This window comes from Bacillus sp. RSS_NA_20 (assembly GCF_020165915.1).
Taxonomy (GTDB): Bacteria; Bacillota; Bacilli; order Bacillales; family Bacillaceae; genus Bacillus; species Bacillus altitudinis.
The window spans coordinates 331,562-353,279 of record NZ_JAIUKW010000005.1; the positions used below are offsets into that span (position 1 = coordinate 331,562).

Genomic DNA, 21,718 nt, shown 5'->3' on the forward strand with positions numbered 1-21,718 from the left:
GATGAAAAGACACGTGTAGACATCGTGTCTTTTCGTCTGAATAAAACTAAGGTCGCAAGGAGGAGTCAAATGAAACAAGCTGTCCTTTATGTTGGGCATGGAAGCAGGGTAAAAGAAGCACAGGATAAAGCCATTTCTTTTATGAAAAGCTGTATGCCGTTAGTGGAAGCAGATATCCAAGAAATTTGTTTTTTAGAGTTGACGGACCCTTCAATCGAAGAAGGGTTTGAGACTTGTGTACAAAAAGGAGCAACCCACATTGCGATCGTCCCGCTCCTCCTTTTAACTGCCATGCATGCCAAATCAGATATTCCAGATGAGATTGTGAAAGTACAAAAACGTTTCCCACAAGTGAAGGTGACATATGGAAGACCTATAGGCGTGAACCAAGAAGTCACGAAAGCGGTTATCGCAAGGATTGAAGAAGCAGGATACAAGGGAGAGCACGCAAAAATTCTCTTAATTGGCCGCGGAAGCTCTGATCCAGATGTAAAGCGGGATGTGTTTGGCATTGCAGATGATGTCCGTAGCATGTTGCCTTGTGCAGAGGTTTTTCCGTGTTTTATTACAGCGTGTGAACCGAATTATCGTGACGTCTTAGCACAGTTAACAGTAGATGACGATACGCCTGTCTATCTCGTGCCTTATCTTTTATTTACTGGCATTTTAATGAAAGAGATTGAGAGTGAAGCGAATCAGGCGAGAGAGCGGTTGCGAGATGTCCGTGTCTGCCGATATATTGGGTTTCATCCCCATGTAAAAGCAGCTTATATTGAACGTGTGCAGGAAACCATCTTAAACAAAGAGGATGCGTTTCGTTTTCAAGGAGAAAGCCATGCTTCCAGTTCATCTTGATCTAACCAATAAACATGTGCTGATTGCCGGCGGTGGAAGGATTGCGGCTAGAAGGACGAGTGCGCTATGCATGGAGCCATGCAGCATAACCATTGTAAGCCCTGACATTTGTGATGAAATGACGAATCTCATTGAGACATATCAGCTGACTTGGAAGAAAAAGAAAGTTGATGCGGAAGATGTAAAGGATGCATTTTTGATTGTCGCTGCTACAGACGACCCTTCAGTAAACGAGTGGATGACGCAATCAGCGCTTCCTCATCAGCTCGTCAACTGTGTGAGCCAGTCAGAGCTAGGCAATGTAATTGTGCCAAAGGTTGTAAGGGCAGGAAAAGTGACAATCTCCATATCTACGAGTGGTGCAAGCCCAGCCCGCACTAAACAGCTGGCTGAGGCCATTGAGACCTTGCTTGAACAAGAGGATGTAGATGCACTCGATGAGCTCTATATAGAAAGAAAAAAACGACAAAGAAAGAGCCGATAAAATCTCATCCAAAGATTTAATCGGCTCTTTTTTATTTTCTCAGCTTTAGGACAACATCCTCATCAGGCGTCACAAATAATGTTTGCTGCTGATCATACGTGACAAAGCCCGGTTTTGCTCCGTTTGGTTTTTTCACATGCCGGATTTTCGTATAATCGACAGGGACGGAGCTTGATTCTTTTGCCTTCGAGAAGTAGGCAGCAATTTGTGCCGCTTCAAGCAAGGTTTGTTCATCAGGTGCTTTGTGACGAATGACGACATGTGATCCAGGAATATCCTTTGTGTGCAGCCAAATCTCATCACGAGCTGCCGCCTTTGTGGTCAAATATTCGTTTTGCTTGTTGTTTTTTCCAACGAGAATCGGAACACCTTGAGAGGACTCATATGCTTCAAGCTGAATGGCCGATGGTTTTTTCTTTTTGGCGTTGCGTTTTTGTTTGGGACGCAAATATTTTCCTTCCACCAGTTCTTCTCTTATTTCCTCTAAATCTTTTGGTGAGGCAGAGGACAGCTGCTGGATCAGCTCGTCAAAATATACAATTTCTTCATGTGTTCGCTCAATTTGTTCATTTACGGCCTCTACTGCATTTTTTGCCTTTTGGTATTTTGTAAAATACGCTTGTGCATTTTCAGAAGGGGTTTTGTTTGTTTTGAGCGGGATCGTGATCTCTCCGCCTTCTTCATCATAATAATTGATGACAGTCGCTTCTTTATCCCCTTTTTTAATTGCATATATATTGGCAGTAAGCAATTCACCATAAAGCTGGTACTTATGCGCATTTTGAGATTCTTCAAGCGTTCTTTTTAGTTTTTTTAGCTTGTTTTCATTTTTCTTTTTTTCATTCGCAACAAAACGTTCAAGATCAGCCGCCTGCTGTTTGACTCTGTCTCTTTCAGCTTTTCCGAAATAAAAGCGGTCAAGTAGCTCACTAAGAGAATCAAACGTCTTCATGTCACCATCGACGTGCTGAAGTTCTAATAAATAAAAATACTCTTTCCCGTCTTTTCTCGTGAGCTGAGGGGTAAAAGAATGCGCCTGAATGAGCTGGAACATCTCGAGCAATGTACTTGGAATCGTTTCCTGATTGGCAAGACCGGCCCGGTGGACAGCTTCCTTAGCAAACAGCGGAGAAACCCCGGAGAATGTATCGACAATTTGATTGGCGATTTTCCCTTCTTGAAAACGTAAATGCTTCAAAATATCTTCCTTCGTCACGTCAAAAGGATTCAGCTTTTGCTGTGCCGGCGGCAGAAGATATTGATGTCCTGGTAGCACCGTTCGATAGCTGTTCACAGATGGAGAAAGATGTTTCAGTCCGTCAATGATCTGCTCCGTTTCGTCCTCCACGAGAATCAAGTTGCTGTGCCGGCCCATAATTTCAATATATAGCTTACGGGTTTGTTCATCGCCAATTTCATTTCGGCTTCGCACGTGCAGCACGATCACCCGATCTAACCCAATTTGTTCAAAACGTTCAATGAACCCACCCTCAAGATGTTTTCTGAGGAGCATACAGAACATTGGCGGTTCGCTCGGATTATCATCATGGTGCTCAGTGAGCTGTACTCTTGCATAACTCGGGTGAGCGGATAAAAGCAGCTTATGATTCTTCCCCTTTGACCGGATATGAAAAATCAGCTCATGCTTGTATGGCTGATGTATTTTCGAAATTCTTCCGCCAGTTAATGTTTCTTGCAATTCATTAGTCATACCGTATGTAAAAATGCCGTCAAATGACATGTTGGATACACCCTCTTCTTTCACACAAATCTACTGAAAGAACCTTACGTTTTCTCGTTCTTTAGGCAGTCTTATTATTATAGCATGATTTAGGACGAGTCTGAATAAACTGGCTTATAGAACACTGCATAAGAGAGAGAACAAAAGAGGAGTGGACGAGGTCAAATGAATTGGCATGAACTGAACCAAACCGATTTATTAAAAACAATGAATACATCGATAGGTGACGGACTGTCAGAAAAAGATGTGCAAAAGCGGCTTGAAAAGCATGGGCCAAATGAATTGCAGGAAGGGAAAAAGGCGTCGGCGTTCGTTATTTTTTTAGCGCAATTTAAAGACTTTATGGTGTTAATCCTGCTTGCGGCAACGATTATTTCTGCCTTTTTAGGTGAATACATTGATGCTGTGGCGATTGTGGCGATTGTGCTGATAAATGGTGTGCTTGGCTTTTATCAGGAACGCCGTGCGGAAAAGTCCCTCCAAGCACTAAAGGAATTATCAACGCCGCATGTCTATGCAAGGAGAAACAATGAATGGGTCAAGATCCCGTCCAAGCACCTCGTGCCGGGAGATATTGTGAAGTTTTCAAGTGGGGATCGAATTGGCGCAGATATCAGATTACTAGAAACAAAGAGTTTGGAAATCGAAGAATCTGCCCTCACTGGAGAGTCCATCCCAGCGGTCAAACATGCGAGTCCGCTCTCGCGAGATCATGTCTCGCTTGGAGATTTGACGAACATGGCCTTTATGGGGACGCTTGTCACAAGAGGAAGCGGTGTAGGGGTTGTCATTGGTACAGGGATGAATACGGCGATGGGACAAATTGCCGGTATGCTGGATTCAGCAGGTAATATGGAAACACCGCTGCAAAGACGCCTTGAGCAGCTGGGAAAAATTTTAATTGTGGCTGCATTATTTTTAACTGTGCTTGTGGTTGTTCTTGGTGTGGTGCAAGGTCATGATTTGTATCATATGTTCTTAGCGGGTGTATCTCTCGCTGTTGCTGCGATTCCAGAAGGGCTGCCGGCGATCGTCACTGTCGCACTTTCCCTAGGTGTGCAGCGGATGATTAAACAAAAATCCATTGTCAGAAAGCTGCCGGCTGTGGAAACACTTGGCTGCGCCTCGATTATTTGCTCAGATAAAACAGGCACAATGACACAAAATAAAATGACAGTGACACATGTATGGGCAGAGGGGAAAACGTGGAATATTTCTGGCACTGGGTACGAGCCGTCAGGTGATTTTACCTTAAACGGGGAACTTGTCCATGTAGACAAACATCCAAGCCTGCAAAAGGTGCTATTATACGGAGCACTTTGTAATACATCGACCATCGTTGAAAAAGACGGCGAGATGAGACTTGATGGCGATCCGACAGAAGGAGCACTTCTAACCGCTGCGCGTAAAGCGGGTTTTACAGAGCAATTCATCGAAGCGGGATTTCGTGTGGTGGAGGAATTCCCTTTTGACTCTGAAAGAAAAATGATGTCAGTCGTCGTGGAAACGAATCAGAAGGAGCGGTATGTCATTGCCAAAGGGGCGCCAGATGTGCTGATGAACCGTTCAAGTCATATGATGCACGGCGGACGCACCGCCTCATTTTCAAAGGCCCACCGGCAAGAAACAGAAGCTGCCATTCAAGGTTTAGCAAGACAAGCGCTTAGAACCATTGCAATTGCATATAAAAAAGTAAGCCTGGCAGAAAAAATCACATCTGTTCAGCAGGCAGAAACTGGCCTCACATTTATCGGTCTAGAGGGCATGATTGATCCACCTCGTCCTGAAGTGAGACGAGCGATTAAAGAATGCCGGGATGCTGGCATTAAAACAGTAATGATTACAGGCGATCACGTAGAAACGGCTAAAGCGATCGCTAAAGATTTAAGTCTCTTACCGAAGCAAGGAAAGGTGCTTGATGGAAAAGCTCTGGATCAGCTAAGCGACAAAGAGCTGGAGCAAACAGCAGAAGATGTGTACGTCTTTGCCCGTGTATCACCTGAGCATAAACTGAGAATTGTGAAGGCCTATCAAAAAAATGGCCATATTGTCGCGATGACAGGTGATGGGGTGAATGATGCGCCAGCGATTAAACAAGCGGATATCGGCATATCCATGGGGATTACCGGAACAGACGTTGCCAAAGAAGCTTCTTCTCTTATTTTGCTTGATGACAACTTTGCGACCATTAAATCCGCTATTAAAGAGGGCCGGAATATTTATGAAAACATTCGCAAATTTGTCCGCTATTTGCTGGCATCGAATGTGGGAGAGATTTTGGTCATGCTGTTTGCGATGCTTCTTGCGCTTCCATTGCCTCTCGTTCCAATTCAAATTTTGTGGGTAAACCTTGTCACAGACGGCTTGCCGGCTATGGCACTTGGAATGGATAAACCAGAAGGCGATGTCATGAAGAGAAAGCCGCGCAACATGAAAGAGGGGATTTTTGCAAGAGGGCTTGGTTGGAAGGTCATATCAAGAGGGTTTCTGATCGGGATTGCCACTTTGTTAGCCTTTATGTTTGTGTATCACCGTGATCCGAACAATCTTCAATATGCGCAGACGGTTGCATTCAGCACACTCGTTTTGGCGCAGCTCATTCATGTGTTTGACTGCCGCAGTGAACGGTCTATTTTTGAACGCAATCCATTCGGGAATATGTACTTGATCGGCGCCGTTGTGTCTTCCCTTCTGCTGATGCTTGTGGTCATTTATTATCCGCCGCTTCAGCCGATTTTCAAAACGGTGGCAGTCGCACCAGTCGATTGGCTTCTGATCATCGGTATGTCTGCATTGCCAACTTTTTTACTGGCAGGATCACTTTTGACAAGAAAAAAATAATTGGTTATGGTATAATTTTGAGGTAATAGTGTCTGCTATTACCTTTTTCATTTTATTAATATGAAAGAATTGGGTGTTTTCACATGATACGCAGTATGACGGGATTCGGCCAAGCGAGTAAAACGGATGGTGAACTGACAGTGTCAGTTGAGCTAAAATCGGTCAATCACCGTTTTAAAGAGGTTCATGCCCGTTTGCCGAGGCCGCTTTTATATTTCGAAGATACATTAAAAAAAATCATTCTTCGTCACGTGCAGCGCGGTCGAATTGAGCTGTTTGTTACGATTGAAGGCGGTAAACTTGCAAGCCGGTCTTTACAGATTGACTGGCCGCTGCTTGATGAATATATGAAAGCCGCAAAAGACCTTGAGGACCGCTATCATATTTCAGGTATTCAGCATGCACATGACTTACTGAAGCTGGAACAGGCTGTTCAGGTGGAAGAGTCAGTCAGCCGTAATGAGCAGCTGGAGCATTTGCTGATAGACACTTGTGAAGAAGCTGTCAAGGAGCTTTGCTTTATGAGAGAGCAGGAGGGAACATCACTTCAAAAAGACTGTGAACTCAGGCTGTCTGAACTCGAGGCATTTACAGAAGAAATCAAAGTGTTTGCACCAGAGGTTGTGAGTCAGTACAAAGAACGATTGAATCAAAGATTGCAAGAATGGATCGGAGAGGCGCTTGAAGAGAGCAGGCTGATCACAGAGGCGGCCATTTTTGCTGATCGCTGTGACATTACAGAAGAGATTACCAGGCTGAAAAGTCATTTTCAGCAGTTCCAGCAAATTTTGACGCAAGGTGGCGCTGCCGGACGAAAGCTTGACTTTCTTGTACAGGAGCTCAACCGTGAAGTGAACACGATTGGATCTAAAGCAAACCATCACCATTTAACAAAGCTGGTGGTTGAAATGAAAAGCGCTATTGAAAAAATAAAAGAACAAGTGCAAAATATAGAATAGTCATTGTGTATGCTGTTTACAGTGCGTCTCTTTCGGCGAGACTAGAGACGTTTATATTACAGGGGGACGAAAGAAGATGACCATAAAGTTGATCAATATCGGATTTGGAAACATCATTTCAGCGAATCGGATGATTTCGATCGTCAGTCCGGAATCAGCACCGATTAAACGAATGATACAAGACGCAAGAGATCGAGGCATGCTCATTGATGCGACATACGGAAGAAGAACCCGTGCTGTTGTCATTATGGACAGTGACCATGTCATCTTATCTGCCGTTCAGCCTGAGACTGTCGCGCAAAGACTTTCTGTAAAAGAAGAAATCATAGATGAAGGGCAGGGGTAATACGCCATTATGAAAGAAAGAGGACTTTTAATCGTTCTCTCTGGACCTTCGGGAGTTGGAAAAGGAACGGTCAGACAAGCCATTTTCTCCCAGGAAGATACGAAATTTGAATACTCTATTTCTGTGACAACCCGCAAACCGCGTGAAGGTGAGAGAAATGGTGTTGATTATTTCTTTAAAACCAGGGAAGAATTTGAACATATGATTGAAAACAAAAAGCTGTTAGAATGGGCAGAGTATGTTGGGAATTACTACGGCACGCCTGTTGACTATGTAGAACAAACATTGAGCGAAGGAAAAGATGTTTTCCTTGAAATCGAAGTGCAAGGTGCACTTCAAGTAAGAGAAGCATTCCCAGAAGGTCTCTTTATTTTCCTTGCACCGCCAAGTCTTTCAGAACTTCAAAACCGCATTATTACACGCGGGACAGAATCTGAGGATCTCATCCGTAACCGAATGGCTGCTGCAAAAGAAGAAATTGAAATGATGGATGCTTATGACTATGTCGTTGAAAACGACGATGTCGAGCTTGCATGTGAAAGAATTAAAGCGATCGTCCTTGCAGAGCACCTGCGAAGAGACAGAGTCGCACCAAGATATAAAAAAATGCTGGGGGTAGAATAAACCATGTTAGATCCTTCAATTGACTCATTGATGAACAAACTTGACTCAAAATATACACTTGTCACAGTGTCTGCACGCCGTGCACGTGAAATGCAAATCCATCAAGATCAACAAATCGAAAACACAAAATCCTATAAATTTGTAGGGAAAGCTCTTGAAGAAATCGATGCTGGTCTTTTGACATTTGAAAAAGAAGAGCAAGAATAACATCGCTTCTGCTATGCAGATACGATACGTTCAAAAAAGTCAAAACTATGATTGGTTTTGACTTTTTTGAATTGTAGACGAATTTGTGAAAAAGGCCGTTAAGGGGGACAAACAAATGTTACAGTCGAAAAATATTTTACTCGGCGTCAGCGGAGGAATCGCCGTATATAAAGCAGCTGCACTCACTAGTAAACTCGTACAGGCAGGCGCAAACGTAAGAGTGATTATGACAGAATCTGCCCGTGAGTTTGTGTCTCCGCTCACCTTCCAAGCCCTATCTCGGCATGAGGTGTATGTGGATACATTTAAAGAAAATAATCCAAAAGTCATAGCGCATATTGATGTAGCTGACTGGGCCGATCTCATTCTTGTTGCCCCTGCAACAGCACATACCATTGGTAAAATGGCCGCAGGACTTGCTGATGATATGCTCACAACGACCTTGCTTGCTTCAACAGCTCCTGTATGGGTTGCACCGGCTATGAATGTGCACATGTATGACCATCCAGCTGTCAAGCGAAACATCCGCACTTTATATGAAGACGGCTACCGGTTTATAGAGCCAAGTGAAGGCTATTTAGCATGCGGCTACATTGGAAAAGGACGCTTAGAGGAGCCTGAAAAAATTGTTGAACACATCCGTGCGTTTTTTGATGAGCCAACCAGCTTGCCGCTTTCAGGCAAAAAAGTCGTGGTCACAGCTGGTCCTACACGAGAAGTGATCGACCCTGTTCGTTTCCTTTCAAATCGATCTTCTGGGAAAATGGGCTATGCCATTGCAGAAGCTGCCGAGCAAATGGGGGCTGATGTCACGCTCATTTCAGGACCTGTTTCGTTAACTGCACCTGAGCATGTGAATGTGGTGCAAGTGGAATCGGCTGAGGAGATGTATCAAGCAGCGTTAGAGGTGTACGAGTCAGCAGATATAGTGATTAAATCAGCAGCCGTTGCCGATTATACGCCTGTCACGACGTATTCTCATAAAATGAAAAAACAAGACGGTGAACTAGCGGTTGAATTTAAGCGGACGAAAGATATTTTAAAAGAGCTTGGGAAAAGAAAAGAACATCAGGTGCTAGTCGGCTTTGCAGCTGAGACGCAGGATGTAGAATACTATGCAAAAAAGAAAATCGAATCCAAGCATTTAGATATGATTGTCGCGAACAATGTTGCAGCAGAGGGCGCAGGCTTTGGCACAGATACGAATGTCGCAGCATTGATCAAAGCAGACGGAACAAAAAAAGAGCTGCCAATGATGAGCAAAAAAGACCTTGCCTTTGAAATCTTACAGGAGGCAAAGCAGCTGCTGCCAAAAGAGCGTGATCGAGCATGATTGCTGAAGTGATCGTCGATGTCACAACGAAAGCCATTGACAGGCCATTTGACTATCGTGTGCCAGACCGCTTTAAAGGCCTTGTCAAGGCTGGTATGAGGGTAGTGGTTCCTTTTGGCCCAAGGAAAATTCAAGGGTTTGTGACAAAAATCAAAGAAGAAACAGACGTACAGTCAGGAAATATCAAGGACATTGTCGATTTATTTGATTTATCTCCTGTTCTGACAGATGAGCTATTGGAGCTTTCCCACTGGCTGACGGAAAAAACATTGTCCTATCATATTACGGCGCTTCAATCGATGCTTCCAGCAGCGATGAAAGCAAAATATGAAAAAGAAATTCAGGTGTTATCAGCTGAGGAACTTCCGCAGTCATTGAAAGAGCTTTTCGGTCAGCAAGAGAGCATCCTTTACGCTGACATTCCGCCTGAACAGCTGAAGCCTATTCAAAAGCATGTCCAAAAAGGTCATCTAGAAGTCAGATATCACGTCTCACAAAAATCCGGAAAGAAAAAGGTGCGGACACTTCAGGTAGCAGTTACGAAAGAAAAACTTGAAGAAAAGCAGGAACAGTTAAAGAAAAATGCGGTGAAACAGAAGGCGCTGCTTACCTTTTTATTTCAAGCGAATGAAACGACGTTTTTAGCAAAAGATTTGCAGCAGCAAACAGGTGCTAGTTCTCAAACGATAAAAGCCTTGATTCAAGAAGGTCTGTTAACAGAAAGCTATGAAGAGATTTATCGAGATCCTTATCGGGATAGGGAGTTTACACCATCTACTCCTCTTGATCTCACAACAGAGCAAGCAGAAGCGGCAAAACCCATTCATCAAGCAGTGAGCGATGAAAAACATGAAACGTTTTTACTGCACGGGGTCACAGGAAGCGGTAAAACCGAAATTTATTTGCAGACGATTGATCATGTCCTCCAAAAGGGAAAAGAAGCGATCGTCCTAGTTCCTGAAATTTCATTAACGCCTCAAATGGTCCAGCGTTTTAAAGAGCGCTTCGGCTCCAATGTGGCTGTCCTTCATAGCGGCTTATCGACTGGGGAAAAATACGATGAATGGCGGAAAATCCACCGCAAGGAAGTCAAACTTGTCGTTGGCGCAAGATCGGCTGTTTTTGCCCCGTTTGAGAATTTAGGAATGATCATTATAGATGAAGAACACGAATCTTCATATAAACAAGAAGAAATGCCTCGGTATCATGCGAAAGATGTGGCCATTGAACGAGCAGGGCGGCACCAATGTCCGGTTGTATTAGGCAGTGCAACGCCTTCACTTGAGTCATATGCGCGTGCGAAAAAGGGTGTGTATACACTGCTGACGCTCAAACGGCGCGTCAATCAGCAGCAGCTGCCGCACGTTTCTTTAATTGATATGAGAGAAGAATTAAGAAACGGCAACCGCTCCATGTTCTCAGAAGAATTAATGCTCAGGTTAAAAGAAGTACTTGAAAGGAAAGAGCAGGCGGTTTTATTTCTCAATAAAAGAGGTTATTCATCCTTTGTGATGTGCCGGGATTGCGGATATGTGGAACAATGTCCTCATTGTGAGATCTCTCTCACTTATCACCGCTTTCAAAAACGGCTGAAGTGCCATTACTGCGGTCACGAAGCTCCTGTACCTGCAGAATGTCCAGAATGCCATAGTGAGCATATTCGCTATTTTGGTACAGGCACGCAGCGTGTGGAAGAAGAGCTGACGAAGGTATTGCCAGAAGCAAGGGTCATCCGAATGGATGTAGATACAACCTCTCGGAAAGGTGCGCACGAAAAGCTTCTTACGTCCTTTGGTAATAAAGAAGCAGACATTCTGCTTGGGACGCAAATGATTGCAAAAGGATTAGACTTCCCAGATGTTACACTTGTCGGTGTCCTTAGTGCGGATACGTCTCTTCACATCCCTGATTTTCGTTCAAGTGAAAAAACGTTTCAGCTTCTTACACAAGTAAGCGGACGTGCGGGACGTCATGAAAAAGCGGGGTCAGTCATTATTCAATCATATACACCTTCGCATTATAGTATTGAATTAACCAAACAGCATGATTATGAAGCCTTTTATGAGCAGGAGATGTTGCACCGTCGTCATCAGTCCTATCCGCCATTTTATTTTTTGGCGATGGTGACTGTATCACATGAAGAAGTGACAAAGGCAGCGCATGTCACAGACAAAATTGTTCAGTTCCTGAAAATGAATTGTGCACCGAATACAAGAATTCTCGGTCCTGCTGCTTCTCCGATCGCTAAGATCAAAGATAGATATCGATATCAATGCGTGATAAAATACAAAAGGGAAAATGAACTGGCAAGTTTATTACGAAAAATACAAGATCATTATCAAAAAGAAATGGAACAAAAACAGTTGATGATATCAATCGATATGAATCCATATATGATGATGTAAAACGGAGGTCTTTTCGTGGCAATCAAACCGATAGTCTTACATCCTGCAGACGTGCTTGAAAAACAAACAGAGCTTGTTGATACATTCGATAAAAAACTCAAAAAACTGCTGGATGATATGTATGATACAATGCTTGAACTAGATGGAGTCGGCCTAGCCGCACCACAAATCGGCATCTCAAAAAGAATCGCCGTGGTCGATATCGGAGAAGATTCTGGGAGGATTGACTTAGTAAATCCTGAGATTCTTGAAGTGGAAGGGAGCCAGACAGACATTGAAGGCTGCCTGAGCTTTCCATCTTTGTACGGAACGGTTGAAAGACCAAATTATGTGAAGGTGAAAGCCTTTGATAAGAAAGGCAAACCATTTACAATAGAAGCAGAAGGATTTTTAGCAAGAGCTTTATTGCATGAAATTGATCACTTAGACGGCGTATTATTCACGTCGAAGATCATTCAAACGTATACAGAAAAAGAACTTGCGGAAATGGAAGGGTGAAGAAAATGGCACGTATCGTATTTATGGGAACCCCTGATTTCTCAGTACCTGTGCTGCAAACACTTATAACAGAAGGATACGAAGTTGTCGGGGTCGTCACACAGCCAGATCGCCCGAAAGGCAGAAAACGAGTGCTCACGCCGCCTCCTGTAAAAGTAGAAGCCTTAAAACACGGCATTCCAGTTTTACAGCCTGAAAAGGTACGTCTTGATGAAGAAATTGATAAAGTGCTTGCGTTAAAGCCAGATTTGATCGTAACAGCAGCATTCGGACAAATTTTGCCAAAAAGATTACTTGATGAACCTGAATTTGGCTGTATCAACGTTCATGCCTCACTGCTGCCAGAACTAAGAGGCGGTGCACCGATCCATTATGCGATCCTGCAAGGCAAAAAGAAAACAGGCGTGACGATCATGTATATGGTAGAAAAGCTTGATGCAGGTGACATGATTAGCAAAGTAGAAGTAGAAATTGATGAATTAGACAACGTCGGAACACTGCACGATAAATTAAGTGTGGCTGGTGCGGCCTTATTAAAAGACACAGTTCCAAATGTGTTAAGCAGGTCTATCTCGCCAATTCCGCAAAATGAAGAGGCAGCAACGTATGCACCAAATATTAAGCGGGAGCAGGAAAGGTTAGACTGGACCAAGCCAGGAGAAGAGCTTTACAACCAAGTTCGCGGCTTAAATCCATGGCCAGTTGCCTATACTGAATGGAACGGTGCTAACTTAAAAGTATGGGAAGCGAAAAAAGTTCCGCTTCAAGCACCAGAAGAACCTGGGAAAGTGATTGAGCTTCAAAAAGAAGGACCAGTCGTTGGAACAGGAAATCAGCAAGGCCTTTTATTAACGAGTGTACAGCCCGCTGGAAAGAAAAAAATGAGCGGTGAAGACTTCTTAAGAGGCGCAAATATCGAAATTGGACAGAAATTAGGGCTAATCAATGAAGAAAAGTAATGTGAGAGAAGTAGCGCTAGACGCTTTAATCAAACTCGAACAAAATCAAGCCTACAGTAACTTGCTTTTGCAGTCAGTGATGAAAGAGAAAGAACTCTCCGATCAAGACAAACCGCTATTAACAGAACTTGTATACGGTACACTGCAAAACAAGCTGGCACTTGATTATATGCTCACACCCTTTGTGAAAAAACCGCAAAAAGTGGCTCCATGGGTGATGCAGCTTTTGCGGATGTCTCTTTATCAGATGGTTTATCTTGAAAAAATTCCAGATCGTGCAGCCATCCATGAAGCAGTGGAACTAACGAAAAAGCGCGGACATAAAGGTATTTCTTCACTAGTCAACGGCGTTCTTCGTTCTGTGCAAAGAGAAGGCGTGCCATCATTTGATGCGATCAAAGATCCGGTCAAGCGGCTCTCAATAGAGACAAGCCATCCATTGTGGCTCGTACAAGAATGGGTGGAGGCGTACGGTTTTGAAGCAGCAGAAAGCATGTGCCGTATTCATTTAGTCCCGCCAAAGCAGACATTGCGTGTCAATCAAATGAAAAAAAACCGCACTGCACTGCAGCAAGAACTCATGGATGCAGGAATTGAGACAGAGCTCGGCGACCTATCTGAGGATGCACTCAAACTCATGAAAGGATCTATCGTATCTACTCCTTTCTTTCAAGAGGGCTTTGTCACGATTCAAGATGAAAGTTCCATGCTTGTCGCAAGAGCGCTGGATCCTCAGCCGGGAGAAATGGTGCTTGATGCCTGTGCCGCCCCTGGTGGTAAATCAACACATATTGCAGAGCGAATGAACGATGAGGGGAACATTGTGTCTCTTGATTTACATGAGCACAAAGTAAAACTGATCAAACAGGCGGCAAAGCGTCTAAACTTAACGCATATTGAGGCAAAAGCGCTTGATGCAAGAAAAGCATCCGACCATTATGATGATGCTTCGTTTGACCGTATTCTTATTGATGCACCATGTTCAGGTTTTGGCGTCATCAGACGAAAACCAGATATGAAATATACAAAGTCCTCGGAAGACTCAGCAAGACTTGCGACAATTCAGCAATCGATCTTGCATGAAACAGCCCAGCTGCTAAAGCCAGGCGGAACCCTTGTATACAGTACATGTACAATGGATCCAACAGAAAATCAACAAGTGATTCATGCGTTTTTACAAGAACACCAAGACTTCGAACCCGATCTATCTCTTAATGAACGGCTGCCTGAGCAGGTTGCTCCGTTTGTTCAAAACGGAAGTGTACAAATTCTTCCTCATTATTTCGGAACAGATGGTTTCTTTATTTGCAGCATGAGAAAGAAGGGATAAAAAATGACAGAACAAAAACAAAAAGTAAGAAAAGAACTGAAAACAGACATGCCGTCGATCTACTCGTTTGAGCTAAATGAAATCAAAGACTGGTTAAAGGAACAAGGCGAGAAGCCTTTCCGTGCAACACAAATTTTTGAGTGGCTTTATGAAAAACGCGTCACGTCCTTTGATGAAATGTCTAACCTTTCAAAGGAATTAAGAGAAAAATTAAAAGATCAATTCGCCATCACGACTTTAAAAACAGTGATCAAACAAACTTCTCAAGATGGAACGATCAAGTTCTTATTTGAATTACACGATGGCTATACCATTGAAACCGTGCTGATGCGCCACGAATATGGCAACTCTGTCTGCGTCACAACACAGGTTGGCTGCCGGATTGGTTGTACATTCTGTGCATCTACACTTGGCGGTTTGAAACGTAACCTTGAAGCAGGAGAAATTGTGGCCCAAGTATTGAAAGTACAACAGGCGCTTGATGAAACAGATGAACGCGTCAGCTCAGTTGTCATCATGGGTATTGGCGAACCGTTTGATAACTTTGATGAAATGCTTGCATTCCTTAAAATCATTAACCATGACAACGGTTTAAATATTGGTGCACGTCATATTACCGTTTCGACGAGCGGGATCATTCCAAAGATTTATCAATTTGCGGATGAGCAAATGCAAATCAACTTTGCTGTCTCCCTGCACGCACCAAATACTGAAATTCGAAGCCGCCTCATGCCAATCAATAAGGCATACAAGCTGCCAAAATTAATGGAAGCTATCGAATACTACATTCAAAAAACAGGCAGACGCGTGAGCTTTGAATACGGTCTGTTTGGCGGAGTCAATGATCAAGTCCATCACGCAGAAGAACTTGCTGATTTATTAAAAGGAATCAAATGCCATGTAAACCTCATCCCGGTGAACTATGTACCAGAAAGAGATTACGTGAGAACACCAAGAGAACAAATCTTCCTATTTGAAAAAACGCTGAAAGAACGAGGAGTAAACGTAACGATTAGACGAGAGCAAGGCCATGATATTGATGCTGCTTGCGGTCAGCTAAGAGCGAAGGAGCGTCAGGAAGAGACGAGGTGACGAATGTTGATAAGGGCAGCCTTTCAAACCGATACAGGAAAAGTCCGTCAGCATAATGAAGATGATGCAGGTATTTTTGAAGCAAAAGAAGACACACTTCTAGCTGTTGTAGCAGATGGAATGGGAGGTCATCTTGCTGGTGATGTAGCCAGCAAGATGGCAGTTTCTTCTTTAAAAGAATACTGGCAGGAAACATCTTCAATTCCAAATAAACCAGCCGATCAAGAAAATTGGTTAATCTCAAAAATTAGCGATATTAATGACCAAGTATACGAACATGCGAAAAACAATGAGGAGTGCCAAGGAATGGGGACGACCATCGTTTGTGCGCTCGTTCATTTGCAAACGGTCACAATAGCCCATATTGGTGACAGCCGCTGCTATTTGCTAAGAGAAGGCGCGCTGACCCAATTAACAGATGATCACTCACTAGTGAATGAGTTAGTGAAAACAGGAGAGATTTCAAAAGCGGATGCAGAATATCATCCAAGAAAAAATGTGCTGACCAAAGCGTTAGGAACGGATAAACACGTTCAAATTGATGCAAGAACTTTTGAAGTGGATCCAGGAGATCAAATTTTGCTTTGCTCAGACGGATTATCGAATAAAGTAGAAGAAGAACATTTGATTCAGATTTTATCGCAAACAACCGCACCAGATAAAAAAGTGACAGAGTTAGTTCAAACAGCGAATGACAACGGCGGTGAAGATAACATTACAGCAGTACTGTTAGAAATCTCCTCCCAAACAGAGGAGGGTGACAGCAAGTGTTGATCGGAAAAAGGATCAGCGGCCGTTATCAAATTCTTCGCGCCATAGGCGGAGGCGGAATGGCCAACGTTTATTTGGCGGAGGATATGATTTTAGATCGCGAAGTGGCGATTAAAATTTTACGGTTTGACTTTGCAAGCGATGATGATTTTATTAGACGGTTCCGGAGAGAAGCGCAATCAGCAGCCAGCTTAGATCATCCGAATATTGTCAGTATCTACGATGTAGGAGAAGAAGATGACATTTATTATATTGTCATGGAATATGTCGAAGGGATGACGCTGAAAGAATACATACACGCCAATGGACCGCTTCATCCAAAAGAAGCAATTCGCATCATGGAGCAAGTCGTTGCGGCGATGGAAGAAGCCCATGCGAAACAGCTCGTCCATCGAGACATTAAGCCTCACAATATATTAATAGACAACTTGGGGAATATCAAAGTCACTGATTTTGGCATTGCCATGGCACTTAGCTCAGCGACGATTACCCATACGAATTCTGTTCTTGGCTCCGTGCATTATTTGTCCCCAGAGCAAGCGCGTGGCGGTCTTGCAACGAAAAAGTCAGACATTTATTCACTTGGTATTGTTCTTTATGAGTTGATTTCAGGACGCATGCCATTTGAAGGAGAATCCGCTGTCAGTGTCGCACTGAAGCATTTGCAATCAGAGCCGCCATCTGTGAGAAGGTGGAATCCTTCTGTACCACAAAGCGTGGAGAACATCATTTTAAAAGCGATGGCCAAAGATCCATTCTATCGATACGAAGATGCATCTGAAATGCAAAAAGACTTAAAAACGGCTTTTGACCCTGCAAGACTAAAAGAAAAGCGCTTTGTCATTGAAGAAGATCATGAAGCAACAAAAGCCATTCCTATTATAAAAGATCATCAAGTCGATCAAGACAATGAAAAAACAGCCGTCCACCCGGTTCAAAAACCAAAGAAAAAAGAGAAACAAAAGCCGAAGAAAAAACGGAAAAAATGGCCGTGGATTGTAGCATCGATCTTATTTGTTTTGACGGCTGCGACCATTTTAGCGATCACGGTCTTCCCAGGATTACTCTTTCCAAAGGATGTAGAGGTGACCGATGTTTCTGGCATGACGGTTGAAAAAGCGGAAGACACCTTGAAGAAAGCCGGATTTACCGTCGCTTCTGAACCCATTGATATTGCCGACGAGAAGATTGAAAAAGGGCTGGTTGTCAAAACAGACCCGAAAATTGGAACAAAGGTAAAAGAAGGGACAGAAATTCAGCTTTATCAAAGTACAGGTAAAGAAAAAACCGAATTACCTGATGTAACAGGTGAAAAGGTCGAGAAAGCAAAAGAACTATTAGAGAAAAAAGGGTTTAAACAGGTTGTTGTAGAGGAAGTGAATGATAATGACACAGAATCAGGCATTGTCATGGAACAGAAACCTTCCGCGAATACAGAACTTGTCGCAGCAGATGAAGAAGTCACATTGACCGTCAGTATAGGCCCTGCCGATATTACCTTACGGGATTTAACGACGTATAGTAAACAGGCCGCATCAAATTATTTAGAGGATAATGGACTAAAGCTAGATGAAAAAGAAGCATATTCTGACGATGTGCCAAAAGGTGAGGTCATGAAGCAGGAACCGGGAGCGGGGACAGCTGTTAAACCTGGTGATACGGTTAAAATTACGTTCTCCCTTGGACCAAAAGAGAAACCAGCCAAAACAGTGACTGAAAAGATTGCGATCCCATATGAACCAGAAACAGAAGGACAAGAAATGAATGTTCAAATATCCATTGACGATGCAGAACATAGCATTTCTGATTTATATGAAACCTTTAAAATCACTGCGCCCACTGAGCGAACGATTAAATTTAAGATAGAACCTGGTCAAAAAGGATACTATCAGGTGACTGTGGATGATAAAGTAGTAAGCTCCAAAACGATTGAATACCCTGATGATGAATAAAGGAGGGACTTTATGCCTGAGGGCAAAATTATTAAAGCATTAAGCGGATTTTATTATGTGCTGGATGAGTCTTTAGAAAGTGGCAAAGTAATTCAGTGTAGAGCAAGAGGGATTTTTCGTAAAAACAAAATAACCCCTCTTGTTGGAGATTATGTCGTCTATCAAGCAGATAACGATAAGGAAGGCTATTTGCTTGAAGTAAAAGAGCGGACAAACGAGCTGATTCGGCCGCCTATTAGCAACGTTGATCAAGCGGTGCTCGTTTTCTCAGCAGCGGAGCCAACCTTTAGTACATCGCTGTTAGACAGATTCCTAGTGCTTGTTGAAGAGAGCCAGATTGAACCGATAATCTGCATCACAAAAATGGACTTGCTGAAAACAGAGCAAGAGCGAGAAGCGATTCAAGCCTATGCAGAAGACTATCGCCAAATTGGATACGACGTTCATTTAACATCTACGATCGAAGGGGATGGAATTGAAAAGCTGACTCCGCATTTCCATCACAAGATTACTGTATTTGCAGGTCAATCAGGTGTAGGGAAGTCTTCTCTCTTAAATGCGATGAGTCCTGATTTAGCACTGAAAACAAACGATATTTCCTCCCATCTTGGCAGGGGGAAACATACAACAAGACATGTGGAACTCATTCGAACGGCTGAAGGGCTTATTGCCGATACACCGGGATTCAGCTCACTTGAATTTACAGGTATTGAAGCGGAAGATTTAGGGCTCTATTTCTTAGAAATCAGAGAGAAGAGTGCAGAATGTAAATTCAGGGGCTGTTTGCACGTAAAAGAGCCTGGATGTGCGGTAAAAGAGGCAGTAGAAGACGATCGCATCAGAGAGTATCGCTATCAGCATTATTTAGAGTTTTTAACTGAAATTAAAGACAGAAAGCCGAGGTACTAAATCATGGTTTATATTGCCCCATCCATTTTATCAGCCGATTTTGCCAATCTGGAGAAAGATATCCGTGATGTGGAACAAGGTGGAGCGGATTATATTCATATTGATGTGATGGACGGTCATTTTGTACCGAATATGACATTTGGACCAAATGTAGTGGAGGCGATCAGGCCGCATACAAAGCTGCCGCTCGATGTTCACTTAATGATTGAGCAGCCAGACCAGTATATCCCTGCATTTGCAAAAGCGGGCGCTGATATTATTTCTGTCCATGTTGAGGCGTGTCCACACTTGCATCGCACGATTCAGCATATAAAAGAACAAGGTGTCAAAGCAGGGGTTGTTTTAAACCCGCACACACCCGTTTCTCAAATCGCGCATGTATTAGAGGATGTTGACCTCGTCTTATTCATGACGGTGAACCCTGGTTTTGGCGGACAGGCGTTTATTCCTTCTGTTCTCTCAAAGGTAAAAGAAGTAAAGACACTTAGTGAACAAAAAGGCTTAACTGATTTACTCATTGAAATAGATGGCGGTGTCAATGTAGAGACAGCAAAGAGCTGCAAAGAGGCAGGCGCTAATCTACTTGTTGCCGGCTCAGCGGTATATGGGAAAGATGACCGCGCGGCGGCCATTCAGGCCATTCGAGAAGCATAAGAAAAAGAACCAAAGATCACAATGACTTTGGTTCTTTTTCAATGGAGAGGAGCGTAATCATGCACATACATATCGTAGCCGGCGGTCCTTTTGCGTACATCCCGCCGCTTGATCATGAAGCATCTGAGGAGGACATTCTCTGGGTCGGCGTAGATCGGGGAACCCTTTTCTTACTAGAGCACGGCATTGTACCTGACAGAGCATTTGGTGATTTTGATAGTGTGACAGAAGAAGAGCTTCATGAACTGAAAAAGAAATTGCCTGCACTCAATCTATTTCAGGCAGAGAAAGATGAAACGGATTTAGAACTTGCGCTGAACTGGTCTTTGCGTCAGAATCCAGCACATATTCAAATTTACGGCATCACAGGCGGAAGAGCAGATCATTTTCTTGGGAATATCCATCTCCTTTACAAAGGCATTCAGCATAAACAGAGCATGACCCTTGTAGATAAACAAAATATCATTCAAATGTTTGGACCTGGTACATACGAAATCAAACAAAACCCGGATAAAAAATATGTGTCGTTTTTGCCCTTCGGTACATCGGTTGAAAAGCTGACATTAAAAGGTTTCAAATATCCTCTGAAAAATTGTCATATTGAGCCTGGTTCCACACTATGTATTAGTAACGAACTCATCCACTCAAATGGTACTTTTTCTTTTCATGAAGGCATATTAATAATGGTAAGAAGCAAAGATTGACCAACCTATCAATGTGGATGGCTGATTAAGCTCAATTGTGCTGCAAGCGGTACTTTTAGGAGGGGGACAAAATGAAATTTTATACAATCAAACTGCCTAGATTTCTTGGCGGCATTGTCCGTGCGATGCTTGGTTCATTTAAGAAAGATTAATGAGTAATCTCCTTTATTTCCACATAAAAACGCCTGCTACAGTTAAATGTAGCAGGCGTTTACTCTTGCTTATACACGCTCAACTTTACCAGATTTCAAAGCTCGAGCTGATACATATACTCTTTTAGGCTTACCGTCCACTAGAATACGAACTTTTTGAAGGTTCGCGCCCCATGTACGTTTTGTAGAGTTCATTGCGTGAGAACGGTTGTTCCCAGCTTTTGTTTTTCTGCCTGTAATAACGCATTTACGTGCCATTTGTTTCCCTCCTAACTGCGAAAACATCATCATATTCTTCATATACGTACTTAGAGATGCCTCAAGATACTTTAATAATTTACCACAGCTTCAAGGGGTTTGCAAGGATTGTTTACTCCTCTTTCAAGAAAAATACCTTGACATCTTGATAAAAAATCAAGGCTATAGTATAAGTAGGATTGGGTCGGATTGAATGATTTCTTTTAAAAAGAAGGGTCTTATAGTAAAATAGTGATAACTCAGGGCAATTTCTCAAAAAGGGGGAACCAATGTGTCCATTGAACTTAGAACGAAATACGGACAAATTGATATATCAAATGAAGTCATTGCAATGGTGGCAGGAGGCGCTGCGATCGATTGCTATGGTATTGTTGGCATGGCGTCCAAAAATCAAATAAAGGACGGCTTGACGGATATTCTCCGCAAAGAGAACTTCAGCCGGGGTGTTCTTGTGCGTCAAAAAGAAGATCGCATTCATATTGATATGTACATCATCGTCAGCTACGGTACAAAAATATCAGAAGTCGCACATAATGTTCAAACGAAAGTCAAATATACGATTCATCACACGATTGGACTTTCAGTTGACTCAGTCAACATTTATGTACAAGGAGTAAAAGTTACGAACCCGTAGTAAGGAGGAA

The 21,718-nt window shown here is 43.0% G+C and carries 22 protein-coding genes; 20 read left to right on the plus strand and 2 right to left on the minus strand.

Going from position 1 to position 21,718, the window contains the following annotated elements:
- Nucleotides 1-36 precede the first annotated feature (36 nt).
- Nucleotides 37-855, plus strand: a complete 819-nt coding sequence (locus LCD32_RS07260; RefSeq protein ID WP_335622595.1) for a sirohydrochlorin chelatase — start codon at nucleotides 37-39, stop codon at nucleotides 853-855.
- Complete coding sequence (locus LCD32_RS07265; protein ID WP_074042032.1) at nucleotides 836-1,339, plus strand: bifunctional precorrin-2 dehydrogenase/sirohydrochlorin ferrochelatase; 504 nt, start codon at nucleotides 836-838, stop codon at nucleotides 1,337-1,339. The genes LCD32_RS07260 and LCD32_RS07265 overlap by 20 nt, the downstream gene beginning before the upstream one ends.
- A gap of 31 nt (nucleotides 1,340-1,370) precedes the next feature.
- Here the strand turns inward: LCD32_RS07265 and LCD32_RS07270 are convergent, their stop codons facing one another.
- Nucleotides 1,371-3,080: an NFACT family protein gene (locus LCD32_RS07270; protein WP_074042031.1), complete on the minus strand. Its 1,710-nt coding sequence runs from the start codon at nucleotides 3,078-3,080 to the stop codon at nucleotides 1,371-1,373.
- 165 nt (nucleotides 3,081-3,245) lie between these two features.
- On the opposite strand from LCD32_RS07270, the gene LCD32_RS07275 reads away from it, so the two are divergent.
- The 17 genes from LCD32_RS07275 (at nucleotide 3,246) to spoVM (ending at nucleotide 20,816) form a co-directional block, all read left to right on the plus strand.
- The gene (locus LCD32_RS07275; RefSeq protein ID WP_074042030.1) at nucleotides 3,246-5,921 is read left to right on the plus strand and encodes a calcium-translocating P-type ATPase, SERCA-type; all 2,676 of its coding nucleotides are present in this window, start codon (nucleotides 3,246-3,248) and stop codon (nucleotides 5,919-5,921) included.
- A gap of 83 nt (nucleotides 5,922-6,004) precedes the next feature.
- Entirely contained in the window at nucleotides 6,005-6,880 is an 876-nt protein-coding gene (locus LCD32_RS07280) for a YicC/YloC family endoribonuclease (RefSeq protein ID WP_017359340.1), read from the plus strand.
- A 76-nt stretch (nucleotides 6,881-6,956) separates the two neighbouring features.
- On the plus strand, nucleotides 6,957-7,226 hold the full coding sequence (remA, locus tag LCD32_RS07285; protein WP_008344898.1) for an extracellular matrix/biofilm regulator RemA: 270 nt from the start codon (nucleotides 6,957-6,959) through the stop codon (nucleotides 7,224-7,226).
- Between the two features lie 9 nt (nucleotides 7,227-7,235).
- Nucleotides 7,236-7,850 (plus strand): guanylate kinase, encoded by a 615-nt coding sequence (gene gmk, locus LCD32_RS07290; protein WP_007499680.1) that lies wholly within the window; start codon nucleotides 7,236-7,238, stop codon nucleotides 7,848-7,850.
- A gap of 3 nt (nucleotides 7,851-7,853) precedes the next feature.
- On the plus strand, nucleotides 7,854-8,057 hold the full coding sequence (rpoZ, locus tag LCD32_RS07295; RefSeq protein ID WP_008344896.1) for a DNA-directed RNA polymerase subunit omega: 204 nt from the start codon (nucleotides 7,854-7,856) through the stop codon (nucleotides 8,055-8,057).
- Between the two features lie 115 nt (nucleotides 8,058-8,172).
- Nucleotides 8,173-9,390: a bifunctional phosphopantothenoylcysteine decarboxylase/phosphopantothenate--cysteine ligase CoaBC gene (gene coaBC, locus LCD32_RS07300; protein ID WP_135008920.1), complete on the plus strand. Its 1,218-nt coding sequence runs from the start codon at nucleotides 8,173-8,175 to the stop codon at nucleotides 9,388-9,390.
- Nucleotides 9,387-11,795, plus strand: a complete 2,409-nt coding sequence (gene priA, locus LCD32_RS07305; RefSeq protein WP_072367279.1) for a primosomal protein N' — start codon at nucleotides 9,387-9,389, stop codon at nucleotides 11,793-11,795. The genes coaBC and priA overlap by 4 nt, the downstream gene beginning before the upstream one ends.
- Before the next feature lie 15 nt (nucleotides 11,796-11,810).
- Nucleotides 11,811-12,293 (plus strand): peptide deformylase, encoded by a 483-nt coding sequence (gene def, locus LCD32_RS07310; protein WP_025207316.1) that lies wholly within the window; start codon nucleotides 11,811-11,813, stop codon nucleotides 12,291-12,293.
- 5 nt (nucleotides 12,294-12,298) lie between these two features.
- On the plus strand, nucleotides 12,299-13,252 hold the full coding sequence (gene fmt / locus LCD32_RS07315) for a methionyl-tRNA formyltransferase (protein ID WP_017359336.1): 954 nt from the start codon (nucleotides 12,299-12,301) through the stop codon (nucleotides 13,250-13,252).
- Complete coding sequence (rsmB, locus tag LCD32_RS07320; RefSeq protein ID WP_057079566.1) at nucleotides 13,239-14,582, plus strand: 16S rRNA (cytosine(967)-C(5))-methyltransferase RsmB; 1,344 nt, start codon at nucleotides 13,239-13,241, stop codon at nucleotides 14,580-14,582. The genes fmt and rsmB overlap by 14 nt, the downstream gene beginning before the upstream one ends.
- A 3-nt stretch (nucleotides 14,583-14,585) precedes the next feature.
- Nucleotides 14,586-15,674: a 23S rRNA (adenine(2503)-C(2))-methyltransferase RlmN gene (rlmN, locus tag LCD32_RS07325; protein WP_024720337.1), complete on the plus strand. Its 1,089-nt coding sequence runs from the start codon at nucleotides 14,586-14,588 to the stop codon at nucleotides 15,672-15,674.
- A gap of 3 nt (nucleotides 15,675-15,677) precedes the next feature.
- Entirely contained in the window at nucleotides 15,678-16,448 is a 771-nt protein-coding gene (locus tag LCD32_RS07330; RefSeq protein ID WP_181891586.1) for a Stp1/IreP family PP2C-type Ser/Thr phosphatase, read from the plus strand.
- Nucleotides 16,442-18,397 (plus strand): Stk1 family PASTA domain-containing Ser/Thr kinase, encoded by a 1,956-nt coding sequence (gene pknB, locus LCD32_RS07335; RefSeq protein ID WP_224563366.1) that lies wholly within the window; start codon nucleotides 16,442-16,444, stop codon nucleotides 18,395-18,397. The genes LCD32_RS07330 and pknB overlap by 7 nt, the downstream gene beginning before the upstream one ends.
- 12 nt (nucleotides 18,398-18,409) lie before the next feature.
- A complete protein-coding gene (gene rsgA, locus LCD32_RS07340) occupies nucleotides 18,410-19,306 on the plus strand; it encodes a ribosome small subunit-dependent GTPase A (RefSeq protein WP_224563370.1) in 897 nt (298 codons plus the stop codon).
- 3 nt (nucleotides 19,307-19,309) lie between these two features.
- The gene (gene rpe, locus LCD32_RS07345; RefSeq protein ID WP_017367226.1) at nucleotides 19,310-19,960 is read left to right on the plus strand and encodes a ribulose-phosphate 3-epimerase; all 651 of its coding nucleotides are present in this window, start codon (nucleotides 19,310-19,312) and stop codon (nucleotides 19,958-19,960) included.
- A gap of 59 nt (nucleotides 19,961-20,019) precedes the next feature.
- A complete protein-coding gene (locus LCD32_RS07350; RefSeq protein ID WP_178896646.1) occupies nucleotides 20,020-20,664 on the plus strand; it encodes a thiamine diphosphokinase in 645 nt (214 codons plus the stop codon).
- A gap of 71 nt (nucleotides 20,665-20,735) precedes the next feature.
- Nucleotides 20,736-20,816, plus strand: a complete 81-nt coding sequence (gene spoVM, locus LCD32_RS07355; RefSeq protein ID WP_008354550.1) for a stage V sporulation protein SpoVM — start codon at nucleotides 20,736-20,738, stop codon at nucleotides 20,814-20,816.
- A 69-nt stretch (nucleotides 20,817-20,885) separates the two neighbouring features.
- Here spoVM and rpmB read toward each other — a convergent pair whose 3' ends face one another.
- The gene (gene rpmB / locus LCD32_RS07360; RefSeq protein ID WP_003212514.1) at nucleotides 20,886-21,074 is read right to left on the minus strand and encodes a 50S ribosomal protein L28; all 189 of its coding nucleotides are present in this window, start codon (nucleotides 21,072-21,074) and stop codon (nucleotides 20,886-20,888) included.
- Between the two features lie 271 nt (nucleotides 21,075-21,345).
- On the opposite strand from rpmB, the gene LCD32_RS07365 reads away from it, so the two are divergent.
- A complete protein-coding gene (locus LCD32_RS07365; protein WP_008344871.1) occupies nucleotides 21,346-21,708 on the plus strand; it encodes an Asp23/Gls24 family envelope stress response protein in 363 nt (120 codons plus the stop codon).
- The last annotated feature ends 10 nt before the right edge of the window (nucleotides 21,709-21,718 follow it).